At 43.0% G+C, this 14,389-nt stretch carries 10 protein-coding genes; 7 read left to right on the forward strand and 3 right to left on the reverse strand.

Annotated features, from left to right (window positions below; genetic code table 11):
* Nucleotides 1-29: 29 nt before the first annotated feature.
* Together DXX92_RS10140 and DXX92_RS10145 are read right to left on the reverse strand one after the other, a co-directional pair.
* Nucleotides 30-1,505 (reverse strand): alanine/glycine:cation symporter family protein, encoded by a 1,476-nt coding sequence (locus tag DXX92_RS10140; RefSeq protein ID WP_116000341.1) that lies wholly within the window; start codon nucleotides 1,503-1,505, stop codon nucleotides 30-32.
* Between the two features lie 57 nt (nucleotides 1,506-1,562).
* Nucleotides 1,563-2,690, reverse strand: a complete 1,128-nt coding sequence (locus tag DXX92_RS10145; protein ID WP_116000342.1) for a M14 family metallopeptidase — start codon at nucleotides 2,688-2,690, stop codon at nucleotides 1,563-1,565.
* 275 nt (nucleotides 2,691-2,965) lie between these two features.
* On the opposite strand from DXX92_RS10145, the gene DXX92_RS10150 reads away from it, so the two are divergent.
* Complete coding sequence (locus tag DXX92_RS10150) at nucleotides 2,966-3,586, forward strand: glutathione S-transferase family protein (RefSeq protein WP_116000343.1); 621 nt, start codon at nucleotides 2,966-2,968, stop codon at nucleotides 3,584-3,586.
* Between the two features lie 277 nt (nucleotides 3,587-3,863).
* On the opposite strand, the gene DXX92_RS10155 is transcribed toward DXX92_RS10150, so the two are convergent.
* Nucleotides 3,864-4,751 (reverse strand): sugar-binding protein, encoded by an 888-nt coding sequence (locus tag DXX92_RS10155; RefSeq protein WP_181901737.1) that lies wholly within the window; start codon nucleotides 4,749-4,751, stop codon nucleotides 3,864-3,866.
* A 417-nt stretch (nucleotides 4,752-5,168) separates the two neighbouring features.
* Between DXX92_RS10155 and DXX92_RS10160 the strand changes: the two genes are divergently transcribed.
* From DXX92_RS10160 to DXX92_RS10185, 6 genes are all read left to right on the forward strand, one after another.
* Nucleotides 5,169-8,201, forward strand: coding sequence for a TonB-dependent receptor (locus DXX92_RS10160; protein WP_116000345.1), 3,033 nt, complete (start codon nucleotides 5,169-5,171; stop codon nucleotides 8,199-8,201).
* A 381-nt stretch (nucleotides 8,202-8,582) separates the two neighbouring features.
* On the forward strand, nucleotides 8,583-10,142 hold the full coding sequence (locus tag DXX92_RS10165; RefSeq protein ID WP_116000346.1) for a tryptophan halogenase family protein: 1,560 nt from the start codon (nucleotides 8,583-8,585) through the stop codon (nucleotides 10,140-10,142).
* A gap of 23 nt (nucleotides 10,143-10,165) precedes the next feature.
* Entirely contained in the window at nucleotides 10,166-10,894 is a 729-nt protein-coding gene (locus DXX92_RS10170; protein ID WP_116000347.1) for a SapC family protein, read from the forward strand.
* 124 nt (nucleotides 10,895-11,018) lie between these two features.
* Nucleotides 11,019-12,056, forward strand: coding sequence for a cupin-like domain-containing protein (locus DXX92_RS10175; RefSeq protein WP_116000348.1), 1,038 nt, complete (start codon nucleotides 11,019-11,021; stop codon nucleotides 12,054-12,056).
* A complete protein-coding gene (locus DXX92_RS10180; RefSeq protein ID WP_245961454.1) occupies nucleotides 12,053-13,606 on the forward strand; it encodes a tryptophan halogenase family protein in 1,554 nt (517 codons plus the stop codon). Before DXX92_RS10175 ends, DXX92_RS10180 begins: the two co-directional genes overlap by 4 nt.
* Before the next feature lie 27 nt (nucleotides 13,607-13,633).
* Nucleotides 13,634-14,365, forward strand: coding sequence for a DUF6445 family protein (locus DXX92_RS10185; RefSeq protein WP_116000349.1), 732 nt, complete (start codon nucleotides 13,634-13,636; stop codon nucleotides 14,363-14,365).
* The last annotated feature ends 24 nt before the right edge of the window (nucleotides 14,366-14,389 follow it).

Genomic DNA, 14,389 nt, shown 5'->3' on the forward strand with positions numbered 1-14,389 from the left:
CTTGCGGGCGTTTTTTCTTGGATTATCGATTATTTTTTATCGCGCCAAATGTCGGCATTTTTTATGCCTAACTTATCAGGGTCAAAACTGTACTCTTCAACCCCTTCTTGCTGCTGACGCTCGTAGTCTTTCAGTGCTTTAATCGCTGGTTTAGCCATAAAGAAAATCACTAAAATACCAATGATATTTAACCAGGCCATTAAGCCAACACCAACATCACCTAAGCCCCATGCAATATCTGCTGCTTTTACCGTACCGTAGAAAGTGGCCACCATAATGGCAACTTTTAACAAGAAAGTTAATGCAGGGATTTTGAACGTACGCTTAATGTAAGCAACGTTGTTTTCCGCAATAAAGTAGTAAGCCAAAATAGTGGTAAACGCAAAGAAGAACAAGGCTAATGCAATAAATGGTTTGCCAATGCCTGGCAGCATGCCTTCCACAGCAATTTGCGTAAATGCTGGGCTATTGGCTGCAACATCAGCGGCTACATTTTGAATAATAAAGGCGTCACCTGCACCATGAACATTGTACGCACCCGTGATTAAAATCATAAAGGCAGTTGCTGAACAAACAAATAGCGTGTCAATGTAAACAGAGAAAGCTTGCACAAGCCCTTGCTGCGCAGGGTGCTTAACCTCGGCAGCTGCTGCCGCATGAGGGCCAGTCCCTTGGCCAGCTTCATTTGAATATACACCGCGTTTAACACCCCAACCAATAGCAGCACCAACACCTGCCATTGGTGAGAATGCATCATTGATAATCATCATGAAAACGCCTGGTAATTTATCGATATTAAGCGCGATCATCACACAAGCAATAATAATGTATGCCAATGCCATAAACGGCACGACAACCTGAGTGAAATTAGCTATACGCTTAACACCACCAAAGATGATAAAACCAAGTAACAACACAATAGCAACCGCCGTATACACTTTAGTGATAGCGAGCGGGCCAAAGGCTGTATCAACAACATGCCCTTGACCAAAGACCATAGTTACCGCTTCACCAATACTGTTTGACTGCACCGTTGGTAACAACACACCACAGGCTAAAATAGTTGCTATCGCAAATATCCATGCATACCATTTTTGACCCATAGCTTTTTCAATGTAATAAGCTGGGCCACCACGGTATAAGCCATCGTGCTCTTCTTTGAATATCTGCGCATTCGTAGATTCGATATAAGCAGTCGCAGCACCAAAAAACGCCACAACCCACATCCAAAATACCGCGCCAGGGCCACCGAAACCGATGGCAGCGGCAACCCCTGCAATATTACCCGTACCAACGCGGCCAGAGAGTGAAACCGCTAAGGCCTGAAAGGAAGAAATACCCTGCTCAGAGCTTTTTCCTGACAGCAGCAGGCGCCACATTTCGCGAAAATGGCGAACTTGCACAAAACGGGTAATAACTGAGAAAAATAAACCTGCGCCTAGGCACAAATAAATAAGCGCAGGGCTCCATATCACGCTGTTAAGCGTATTGACTAGTTCTAACACTAATTAACTCCAATATTGTTATTGTTTTTATTGTCATGTTTCCTGAAATCGTTATTTTTATCGCAGATCGTCTACCACATGGTAAACCGCTGTTAAGACATCGCGACCAAATAAGCTGCTTCGTTCACCTGACCAGCCAACGCTATAATCTGGCAATAAAGCATTGTCTTTAAATGGCATTTCAATGGTATAAGCTAAACATTTAAAGGTTTCACCAACCCAGTTGCTACCTACAGTTAAGTTAGCTTGGCCTGGCTCATCTTTGTCGTAGCCTTTTTCATCTTGGAATTCAGGCGTAATCGCTAAAAGCACTTGTTTAAACTTGTCTTCTAACGCTTTATGACGTTCGTCGTATGAAGGACAGCCTTCACAACCAGCAACGAAGTTATAAGGTAACGCTTCATCACCATGAATATCAAGGTGCATATCAACACCTGTCTGCTTCATTTTTTCTGTGACGAGGAAAACTTCCGGGCTTTGTTCCATTGATGGCGACTGCCATTCACGGTTTAAGTTAACACCAATCGCATTAGTTCTTAAGTGGCCACGAACACTGCCATCTGGGTTCATGTTCGGCACAATGTAGAATACAGCTTTGTTTAACAGTGCACGTGCAACACCGTCATCTTCATCTAATAAACGGTCAATAAAGCCTTCGACAAACCACTCCGCCATCGTTTCACCTGGGTGTTGGCGAGCAGTGATCCAAACGGCTTTCTTGTCTGCCCCTTCTTCACCAATTTTTAACAGTGACATATCACGACCATCTAAGGTTTGACCTAATACCTGTAGTTCACAGTCGATGTCTAATTGCGCTTGATGTAATAGGTCTTGATGGCGTTCATAGCTGTATGGCTGGAAGTAAGCAAAATATACCGAATCAAATTCCGGCATAAACGTGATTTTAAGCTCTTGGCCATCAAATTCGGTAGGCACGCGGAACCAATGCTCGCGATCGTAAGAAGCCACCGCTTGATAATCGTGCCAGCCTTCTACATAGGCTGATTGCCCAGCATTGACGATGCGAATGTTATGCTCAACACGCTCATTGTTGTGTAATTTAAAGTGAAACCATTGATAGAATTCTGAGCCGTTATCTTTGTTAATGGCTAGTTGAATATCGCTTGGATCATTAGCTGCTAATACTTGAATATTGCCGCTGTCGAAGTTAGAAGAAATTTGCATAACGTTTGTTTTATTGCTCTGACATGAAGCCGTAGTGTACACAAAGCCTTAAGTGATCAGAAGTTTTAATAAAAACATCACACCGAATGACTGTCAGCAACAAGTTACAGCTTATTTTTAGAACAATTTTGACCTCCCGATTCAATTTCCTTCTTACTTCCTAACACACGCGTCTAGATTGCATCTAATGGCTTGCGGGGCTATCTTAGCACTAGCCACGACAAAGTTTACTTAGCACGTAATTTTAACGACAAAAGAATAACAAGGATCCAAATATGAAGCTCTTTACCTTTCCGCCCGCACCAAACCCTTTACGCGTTAGCTATTTTTTAAAATACAAAGGGCTAGAAATTGAAACCGAAATTATCGATTTAAAAGAGAAACAACAGTTTAACGCCGAGTATGTCGCGGTAAACCCCAATGCCACCGTACCAGCTCTATTGTTAGACGATAACACGCTGCTCACTGACAGCATCGCGATTTGTGCTTACCTAGAGCGCAAGCACCCAGAAAAACCTTTGTTTGGGCAGAATGATAAAGAATACGCGCAAGTCATCGGCTGGTGCCACAAGCTTTACGTTGAGGGGTTTAGTGCAGTTGCAGAGGTGTTGCGCAATGGCAGTGAATTTTTTGCTGATCGCGCCCTACCCGGCTTAACGCCAATAAAGCAATTACCAGCATTAGTTGAACGTGGCCAAACCCGTATTGGACTATTCTGGAATATGCTTGATAAACACCTAAGTGAACGCGAATTTGTTGCCGCAAGTGGTTTTAGTCAAGCAGATATCGATGCATACGCTATTTGTCAATTTGCGAGTTGGGTAAAAGCAAGCATTCCGACAGAATGCGAAAACTTGAATCGCTGGCATCAACAAGTTGCAGCTATTCTTGATTAAAGGCTACTTTGACTTACGCTTAGTAGCAGCCGACAAAACTAAAGCATCTATCAGGTAATCTGTTAACAATATAATGTTAAGCACCTGACTCTTTGTTTGATTTTTAATAGCTATCGCTAACATTTTACTAGCGATGGCTTTTCTTTAACTTTCATTTAACTTATGAGCTCTTCCGCTATCGTGCGAACATTTATTAAATGGCGCTTACATTCGGCTCTCACAAATGACTAACAAATGACTAACAAATAGCAATCAAACCGCCAATCAGCATTTTGCATTAATTTTGATTCTCAGAATTGCTATCAACGGACTTAGTATCATTGAAATAATCGTCGCCGACTAAGATCAAGGTATCGAAAACATCTGCAGTTTTATAACCTAGGTTTTTATCACCGTTAACGGGGATAATGTCAGTTGAACCGATAAAGTGCTCTCTGTACTCGCTGCCATCATTATCGCAATAGGCCAACATAAAACCGATTTTTTTACCTTCTACATTGCTCACCCGATAACGTTCAGCATTAGATTCTTGATAAACATAGCGATCATTGTAAAGCTTAACCGCCAGTTCCCAATAAAACGGGTTTCCAACTTCAAGACTCCGCTGCCATTGGCTATCAATGTGATGGTTAAACAGTTTAGGTTCACCTTGTCTATTTCGTTGTTTCGCTAACTGCTCGTTTTCGACTGTTGTTTCTATCGAAGGGGCAATATCAACGACCTGATTGTCGAGCGCAATGTGGTAGGCAAACGCATTAAAATTAGCCAAATGCTCCCCTTTAGAGTTGTCTTCATCGATAAATACCTCTAAACAGTCATCATCCCAATAACGAATCAACGGATCAGGGTGCGCATCATACAATACGTTATCGAATAGCTTTACCAACACATATAAGTAGTCTTTATCCCACAGTAATTTATAACTTGCAGAAAAATCATCAGGTGTTGGGTAGCTACCTATTATCTGTTTATCAATCGGCAGCCAACTTGCCTCTTGCCAAGCAGTTTCGTTAACAATGCCGTCAATTTCGATAGCTTGCACAGCTCTTTTAACGTGTATCGAATTATTGGCGTATATCACTTCACTGAATACCGCGGTAGCCATCGGAATACCACCAACAAAACATGATGTAATTATTTTACTAACAGGCCAGATGGCGTTCATTTCTTCGTCCTTTAATATTGTACAAATACAAAGATTCAATCGCATTCAAGCTATGCATTGTTTCAATTCTTCGCTTCTTAGTTTCAAAGCTCCGGAAAGTAAAATTAGCTAGTCATTTAACTATAAGCGAATACTACCTAGCATTTACGTCAGGCTTGATAAGCTCATGTATCTTAATGAGTATTAATGACTCAACGAGTATAAATTCATCAAGCGCCCCCTCACTGGTCAGAGTTTAAACAACTTTTTTGATTTCAAGTTGATCAAAGTTATATTATGAACTAAATTAATGTAAGCGCTTTCAGGTTTCACAAATCTTTATGACTTGTGATTTTTTTTAAAACACCATGTAAGCGCTTACAACAAATCATTAACGTATAATAATGATGATAAAAAATAGAAATCGAGGGGATTCGAATGGCAAACAAAAAGTTCAATAAATCAAAGTTGGCGACCAGCCTATCTTTGATTTTAGGTGCTTCTATCGTCACTCCCGCCCAAGCTGCTGAAAGTCAAAATGCCGAAAATGTTGAGGTCATTGAAGTACGCGGTATCCGAAGCTCGCTAGTCAAAGCGATGGATATCAAACGCAGTAGTAAAGGCGTTGTAGAAGCAATTAATGCGGAAGATATTGGTAAGTTTCCTGATTCAAACTTAGCGGAATCACTACAACGTATTTCTGGTGTGGCCATTGACCGTGACAATGGTGAGGGTAGCCGAGTCTCTGTTCGTGGTTTTGGTCCAGATCGTAACTTAGTGTTACTTAACGGCCGCCAAATGCCAACATCAACGGGTGACCGTTCATTTGACTTTGCCAATATCGCCTCAGAAATGATTTCGGGCGCTGAAGTTTACAAAACAAGTGATGCAACGATTGCAACCGGTGGTATTGGTGCCACGATAAACATCCAAACCCATCGCCCACTGAACAGCCCTGGCCGCACCGCGACAATTAGCGGAAAATTATTAGATGATACTTCGGCTGAAGATGGTGATATTACGCCAGAATTATCAGGTATGTACTCCGAAACCTTCGCTAATGATACTTTTGGTATCTCTATCGCAGGTAGCTACTCAGAGCGTGAAAGTGGTAATCAACGCGCTGAAGTCGGCACCGGTTGGCGTACCTTTCCAGCTCGCGTTAACCAAGACTGGAGTGGTGGTAATGCAGACTGGGGCGGCGTGCCTTACGAAAACCAAGTTAACCGACCAGATCCTAGCTCGGATGATATCTATTCAGTTCCTCAAACAACTATCTACCGTTTTGAAGAACAACAACGTGAACGCATTAATGGTCAGCTAGTACTGCAATATGCACCAACCGATAGCTTCACCGCAACTTTAGACGTTACTCACATGAGTAATGAAATTGATGTGCAGTTTAACGACATATCAGCTTGGTACACGTTTGCACCGTCTGAAAATGTGTGGACTGATGGCCCTGTCGCTGCTCCACTATTTTACAGCGAAGATTACGAGGCAAATGGCATTGGTAACCAAGATTTATCAATGGCAGTTTCGAATTCATCGACTAAAGCTGAATCAAATTCAATCGCCCTAAATTTACAATGGCAGGTGAATGACAACTTAAACCTTGAGTTTGATCACCACTCGTCAGAGGCAGAAGAAACACCAAATAGCCCATACGGTAGCTCAAATTCGCTGTCAACAGCGGGCTTTGTGCGTCGAGCAGCCGCAACGGACTTTACAGGTGACTTGCCTATTTTAGCGGTTCGCGGCTCTAGTGATGTCAGTAAAGCCGATATGCTAGTGACAGGCTCTTTCTTTAGAAACGAAGATAACCGCGCTGAAATCGACCAAACTCAACTGAGAGGTACATACGAGCTAGACGAGTACGGTAGCATCGACTTTGGTGTTAGCTTGATTAAAGCTGAAAAACACAACCGTGCCGTGCAAGTACAACGTAACGATTGGGGCGGTGTCGGTGCAGCTGGTGATTTAACCAATATCGCCGGTGATATTAGTGGCGTGCAAGACAAGTTTGATGACGTAAGCGGTGGTAATTTTGAAGATCACCCCGACGGACCAGACGGTTTTGAAATTGTTGATAGTATTATCAACTGGGATTTTGAAGCACTGCGCTCATTTGCTGCTGCCAACTATACCCCAGCAGAATTAACCGGTATCGTCGGTGATTGTGGTAACCAATTCTGTGCATCTACTGACTATGCAGCTGATACTGATCGCTTCGTTGAAGAAGAGGTCACCTCTTACTACATCCAATGGAACTATGAAGGTGAAATTGGCGATATGCCTTATGACGTGCATATCGGTGTTCGATACGAAGAAACGGAGATTGACTCAACCTCTGTAGTACCAATATACAACGGAGCGCGTTGGGAAGGTGACACCGAAATCGTGCTGACAGGCAACGGCGAACGTGAGTCACTGAGTAAGTCAGGTGACTACGACCATACCCTGCCGAATATCAACTTCAATCTAGAAGTGACTGACGACATTATTGTTCGTGCAGCATACAGCGAAACCATTGGCCGCGCAGCATACGACCAATTACAAGGCGGTACAACGGTTGGCACACAGTACAACCGTGGTGGTGGCTCTGGTTCTTCGGGTAACCCGAATTTAGAGCCGCTAGAGTCAACTAACTTTGACCTATCATTTGAATGGTACTACAGCGATTCAAGCTATGCCGCTATCGGTTGGTTTAAGAAGGATGTAGAAAACTGGGTTACCAACGGCCAAATCCGCGATACCCTGTTCAACATCCGCAACCCAATTGATGGCCCGAAATACGATGCCGCAGTTGCAGCAGTGGGTGGTGATGCAGGTCAACAACGTCAATGGATCTTAGATAACTTTGGCGATCGTCCAGAAGTTTACATTCAAGACGGTAAGCTGATTATCGAAGGTGTTGACGAAGATAACTTAGTTGAATTCTTAATTGATGTGCCAGTAAACGACGATATCGAAAATACGTTCGATGGTTTCGAGTTCGCTATTCAACATGTATTCGGCGACACGGGTTTCGGTTTCTTCGCCAACTACACTATGGTTGACGCTGGTGACGATTACAACACTCAAGTTATTACCGGCGCACCTTACGACAATACTGATATCTTAGGTGACACTAACGATGACGTACAAAATGGTATTTCAGATACAGCAAACTTAGTGCTCTTCTACGAGAATTATGGTGTTTCAGCTCGCCTTGCGTACAACTGGCGTGATGATTACCTAGAAAAAGTAGGCGACGATACGGGTTCTAATCCAACTTTTGTTGAAGCTTATGACCAGTTAGATTTTAACATTAGCTACGACACCCCATGGGTTGAAGGGTTATCGGTATTCTTCGAAGGTATTAACATTACGGACGAATATCGCCGTAAACATGGTCGCAACTCTCACCAAGTACTTAACGTAACCCAACAAGGTGCGCGTTATAGCTTAGGTGTTCGTTACAACTTCTAATGTTGATGACGATTAGCTAATTTAAAGCCGTGTGAATGCTCTCTCCTGTTCACGCGGCTTTATTTTTGCAACTTTATTTTTATTAAAGGCTTAATTTTAAGCCATATAGAAATGACAAAGAAAAGATAAAAAATACTTAACTAAGTAATAAGTAAACGTAGTGATTGACTGTACTCATTAATTGAAACGGTTGCAGCAAGGAATATGCTCACACTTAATAGCCACTTTGCCAAAACACTTTAGTTTTGACTAAGCAGCAGCTAAGTTAAAAGACATAGGCTAAGACAAATTAAGCGCATGCAAAGCAACAGCGCAATCAACTGTCCAAACATCAGGTAAAATTATAAACAAATATTTTGTTAAGTATTTTTGGTAGCAAGAATGACAAAAGACGTAACGCAAATTGTTGTCGTAGGTGGCGGTAGCGCTGGGTGGTTATCCGCTGGCATTATCGCGGCACACTATCAAACACAAGGTGATAACGCGATAAACGTCACTTTGGTTGAGTCACCTGATGTCGCCACCATTGGTGTTGGCGAAGGTACTTGGCCTTCAATGCGCGGAACGCTTAAAAAGCTAGGCATTAGCGAAGCCGAGTTTATTCTTCATTGTGATGCGAGCTTTAAACAAGCATCAAAATTTAATAACTGGCTTTATGAAGAAGATAACGGTGGCGACAGCTACTACCACCCTTTCACCATTCCCACTGGCTTTTTTGAGGCGAACATTGCTGAGCAATGGTTGCAATATCGCGAACAAATCAACTTTGCAAACGCCACCTCTAGCCAAAGCCATTTATGTGAACAAGGCAAAGCCCCTAAACAAATTGCCACGCCTGAATACGCTTTTTTGCAAAACTATGGCTATCACTTAGATGCCGGAAAATTTAGCAATTTCCTCACAAAGCATTGCACACAAAAGCTAGCCGTTAAGCATATTAAAGATAATGTGACCGCGGTAAATACGCATGATGATGGTGCGATTGCATCCATCGCTACCGCTCAACACGGAGACGTTGAAGGTGATCTATTTATTGATTGCACCGGTTTTACGGGTCTTTTAGTCGACAAACACTATGGTATTTCGCTAAAACCTCAAGACCATATTTTGTTTAATGATCGCGCGTTAGCAGCACAAGTACCCTATTCGCAAGCCGATGCGCCCATTGCATCGCATACGGTATCAAGCGCACAAGACAATGGCTGGATATGGGACATTGGTTTGCAATCTCGTCGTGGTGTCGGTCATGTCTACGCCAGTAATTTTACCAGTGACGAGCAAGCAGAAATTGATTTACGTCGCTATATTAGCCGCACAAGCGATATTAAAGAGGACGACATTAACGTTCGTAAATTGGTGATTAATCCTGGTTACAGAGAGAAATTTTGGCACAAGAACTGTGTTGCAATTGGCCTATCTGCGGGCTTTATTGAGCCGCTTGAAGCTTCAGCAATTGCGCTTATTGAGTTATCAGCCAACTTTGTCGCAGAGCAACTGCCTGCTAACAGTGATGTAATGGCTATTACCGCTGCCCGCTTCAATCGCAAATTTAGCCACCGCTGGCAACGTATTATTGAATTTTTAAAATTACATTACGTGCTTTCCGAGCGAGAAAGTGATTATTGGCAAGCAAATCGCAGAGCACAGACGATTCCTGAAGAACTGCAAGAACTGCTCAGCTTGTGGCGATATCAAACGCCCTATCAGTATGATACGCATCAAACTGAAGAATTATTCCCTGCTGCCAGCTTCCAATATATTTTGTATGGCATGGGGTTTGAGACCCAGCTACCTGCGAGAGAAAAAAGAGCAAGTGTTGCAGCTAATGCGCAACAAATATTTAATGAGAATAAACAACGTACGGCAAAACTAATGCACGCATTGCCAAGCAATCGCGAGCTGATTAATAAAATAAAGCAGTACGGATTAAGTAAAGTCTAAAAACAATTATTAGGGTGAGATATATGGCACAGCACGCGCTAGTGAATAACATTGACCACAAAGATATCAAAATCATCAATAAACGCTCTGCTGAGTTGGGCGATGACCTTTGGTATGCACTAACGTTTCCTAGAGAATTTCGTAGCGTACAAACCCACTATCCTATTCTTCTGCACAAAGACCCGCAAACCGGCCAATTTTTATCCGTTGCGCTTTTTGGTTTCCAAGAAGGAGAAAATTTATTTCTCGATGACGCTGGTTGGCACGCAGCCTACATTCCGGTCTCGGTTAAGCGCCAACCATTCCTCATTGCCAACCAAACCCGAATGGTTGATGGTAAAGAAATACAAGATCGCATGCTGTGTATTGATATGGAACATCCTCGCGTTAATAAAGAACAAGGTGAGCCACTGTTTTTGGAATTTGGTGGTAACACGGAATTTCTTGATCAAACCGCTAGCATGATGGAAGCCATGCACTTGGGCATGAGCGACGGCGAAGCATTTTGCAAAGCCTTAGCTGACCTAGATCTTATCGAGTCGTGCACCTTTGATATTCAGCTAAAAGACGGCAAAAAGTATCAAATGATTGGCTTTTATACTATCAATGAAGAAAACCTGGATGCACTAACTGACGAGCAAGTACTTGAGCTTAAGAACAAAGGTTATTTACAAGCCATTTATATGATGCTCGCCTCACAAGGCAATATTCATCACCTATTGGCAAAGAAAAACGCAAAAGTTTCAGGTTAACAATTTAGTCTTAAAAACGTTTATTTAAGCCTTTAACAACAGTTGGGTTGGATTGAGTTGAATCGAATTAATGACAAATACTGGTCAAGTCAACCACAAGCAAGTGAGCATAAGCTAAGACCACATGAAGCAAGTTAACACAAAGCAAGGCAACATAAAGCAAGGCAACATGAAGCAAGTTAGCGATATTCGGGCTGACAATATTCCCGATTGGTTATACGCTGAGGAACAGCCTGTTGTCTTAAAAAACTTTGGTGAAAGCTGGCCACTTGTTCAAGCTGGAGCACATTCTGAGCAAAAAGCCGCGGAATGCTTGCTGTCTTTTTACAACGGTCGTCCGGTTAATGCTTGCCACTTACCAGCAGAGGAAAATGGCCGCGTATTTTACAACGAAAGCATCGATGGTTTTAACTTTCAGCCATCGCGCGTTCCATTGCAACAGGTGCTCGCTTATTTGCTATCGTCGCAGGAAGAAAAGCCTGCAGGCATCTATGTCGGTTCAACTGAAGTTGAAAGCTATTTTCCTGGTTTTAAAGCAGCACATACATCAGCACTTGATACATTCTCACCGTTAACCAGCTTGTGGATTGGCAATAAGAGCCGAGTGGCCGCTCATTACGACTTTCCACACAATATCGCCTGTGCCATGGTAGGTAAGCGTCGCTTCACCCTGTTTCCGCCAGAGCAAGTCGTTAACCTTTACCCTGGGCCTATGGAGTTTGCACCCGGCGGCCAAGATGTTTCCATGGTGGATTTTGCAAACCCTGATTTTGAACAGTTTCCCAACTTCAAAGTAGCACTCGAACATGCACAAGTGGCTGAACTTGAAGCCGGCGATGCGGTTTTTATTCCAAGCATGTGGTGGCACCATGTTGAAGCACTCAGCAGTTTTAGTGTACTACTCACCCATTGGTGGCGCGATACGCCAGCATACATGGGTCGCCCCAATAACGCCTTGTTGACCGCGATGCTTAGCTTGCGCAACCTGCCGAAAGCTCAACGTAAAGCATGGCAAGCCATTTTTAATCACTATATTTTTGAACACGACGATGCTGATTTTACGTATCTACCTGATCACGCAAAAGGTATGTTAGCAACGCCAATGGATGAACTAACCGCTCGTCGTATTCGCGCTGAACTATTAGAGAAACTTAAACGATGAATAAGCAAACAGCTAATCCCGCACATATGCAGGTAAATATGCCGGTAAAAAAAGTCGTGATTGCAGGCGGTGGTACCGCTGGTTGGATGGCAGCAGCAGCGATAAGTAAACTGCTTGGCAAAGCGGTGAGCGTAACCCTCGTTGAGTCCGACCAAATTCCTACTATCGGCGTTGGTGAAGCAACAATTCCAACTCTGCATATTCTTCATCAACTGCTAGGGATTAATGAAGCTGAGTTTATGTCGGCAACTAATGCCACCTTTAAGTTAGGCATTTCTTTTGAGAATTGGAAAGACCTAAACCAAGACTATATTCACTCCTTTGGCTACCTTGGGCAAGACTGCTGGGCCTGTGGCTTTCATCACTTTTGGCGCAAGGGCTTAGATTTAGGACTGGTTTCTGAAATTGGCGATTATTGTCCAGAGCACCTCGCTAGTCGAGAAGGTCGATTTGCTGTGATGGCCAATCAAGACCTCAATCATGCGTACCATCTAGACGCAGGACTTTACGCAAAATTCTTACAAGGAATTGCTTTTAAACACGGCTGTGAGCGAGTAGAAGGTAAAATTAGCCAAGTTCATCAAGATAACCATACCGGCTTTATCACAACACTCACCTTAGATAATGGCCAGCAAGTCAGTGGCGATTTATTTATTGATTGTACTGGCTTTAGAGGCTTGTTAATTGAGCAAGCCCTGCACACAGGCTTTGATGACTGGAGCCACTATTTACCTTGTAACAGTGCCATTGCAGTGCAAACAGAAACGGTTGGTTCACCTGTCCCTTATACTCGCTCTATCGCCCGAGATGCGGGCTGGCAATGGCGAATTCCTCTGCAAAATCGCACAGGCAATGGATTCGTATTTTGTGACAAATACATCAGTGACGAGCAAGCGATTGATACGTTACTCAGTAATATTGAAGGAAAAACGTTAAACGATCCCCGTGTTATTAAGTACACAACAGGTACACGTCGTAAACATTGGAATAAAAACTGTATCGCGGTTGGTTTGTCAGGCGGTTTTGTTGAGCCACTTGAATCAACAGGTATTCACTTGTTCCAAAAGGCTATTGTTCGCTTATTACAACTATTTCCACATACCGGTATTGATGACGCCATTGTGGATGAATTTAACAAGCAAACCCAAGAAGAAATGGACAATATTCGCGACTTTATTGTCTTGCACTACTATCAAACTGAGCGCAATGACACACCATTTTGGCGACATTGTGCCAACATGCCGATTCCAGATAGCCTAAAGCATCGCATGGCGCTGTTTAAAGAATCTGGGCGGGTATTTAAAAAAGCAGAAGAATTGTTTGGTGAAGCCAGTTGGGTACAGGTAATGATGGGACAAGGGTTACTGCCAGATCAGTACCACCCGATTGTTGATCAGATGTCTGAGCAGGAGCTTGCCAACTTTCTAAACCGTATCAAACAGAACACCAGTAAAAAAGTGGCCAGCTGGCCATCGCATATCGACTTTATTAATCATTATTGCCGCAGTAAGGTAAGTCGAAGTAAGACAAACTCGGCCGAAGCAAGTTAAACTTGATCGAAGCGAGGTAACGCAAGCTTGCCAGCCACTGGAGCCGCAACTGAACTTACCATTAACCCTAACTTTACTGTTAGGGTTAAGCGTATTGGCTTCGAAAAAACACCTGTATTAGTCATTGATGATTACTTAGCGAATATCGATGAGCTTAGGCAGCAGGCTAGCAAACAGGACTATCGTGAAGATAAGCAAAGTTTTTATCCCGGTATTCGAAGCCCAATAGCCACTAAAACAGTCGTTGCACTTATTCAACCTGTGTTGACTGGCTTTTACAAAGCACTAAAGGTTCCTAGTAGTCATAAGGCAGCCGCACACCCTAGCTACTTTTCGCTCATTACCAAACAGCCGGAACAATTGGTGGCCATGCAAACAATTCCGCATTTTGACACCTCACGCCCCTACTACTTTGCCGCCTTACTTTATCTAAATGAAGCTACACACGGCGGAACGGGCTTTTTTAGACACAAAGCAACTAATTACGAGCGAATAAGTGATAGTAAGGTCGACAGTTATTTAGCATCAGTACAAACAGAGTTTGATGGACAGAATGATCAAGGTAGTCACCATCACAGTTATCAAACGGGCACAAATCAACAGTATGAACTAATTGATAGCATTGCCTACCGAGCCAATCGGCTAGTGATTTACCCAGGTAACCTACTACATTCCACCTTAGTTGATAACACAAATGACATTAGTGTTATCCCCGAAATAGGCCGGTTAACCGCGAATATTTTTATCGAATTTCAATAACCATACTCACGGAATTGATATCAA

The organism is Thalassotalea euphylliae (assembly GCF_003390395.1).
Taxonomy (GTDB): Bacteria; Pseudomonadota; Gammaproteobacteria; order Enterobacterales; family Alteromonadaceae; genus Thalassotalea_F; species Thalassotalea_F euphylliae_C.

What these genes read in the sequence shown, in the direction of transcription:
- DXX92_RS10165 (WP_116000346.1), top strand. Translation starts at nt 8,583, where the DNA reads ATGACAAAAGACGTAACGCAAATTGTTGTCGTAGGTGGCGGTAGCGCT.
- DXX92_RS10170 (WP_116000347.1), top strand. Translation starts at nt 10,166, where the DNA reads ATGGCACAGCACGCGCTAGTGAATAACATTGACCACAAAGATATCAAA.
- DXX92_RS10180 (WP_245961454.1), top strand. Translation starts at nt 12,053, where the DNA reads ATGAATAAGCAAACAGCTAATCCCGCACATATGCAGGTAAATATGCCG.
- DXX92_RS10150 (WP_116000343.1), top strand. Translation starts at nt 2,966, where the DNA reads ATGAAGCTCTTTACCTTTCCGCCCGCACCAAACCCTTTACGCGTTAGC.
- DXX92_RS10155 (WP_181901737.1), bottom strand. Translation starts at nt 4,751, where the DNA reads ATGAACGCCATCTGGCCTGTTAGTAAAATAATTACATCATGTTTTGTT.
- DXX92_RS10175 (WP_116000348.1), top strand. Translation starts at nt 11,019, where the DNA reads ATGAAGCAAGTTAACACAAAGCAAGGCAACATAAAGCAAGGCAACATG.
- DXX92_RS10145 (WP_116000342.1), bottom strand. Translation starts at nt 2,690, where the DNA reads ATGCAAATTTCTTCTAACTTCGACAGCGGCAATATTCAAGTATTAGCA.
- DXX92_RS10160 (WP_116000345.1), top strand. Translation starts at nt 5,169, where the DNA reads ATGGCAAACAAAAAGTTCAATAAATCAAAGTTGGCGACCAGCCTATCT.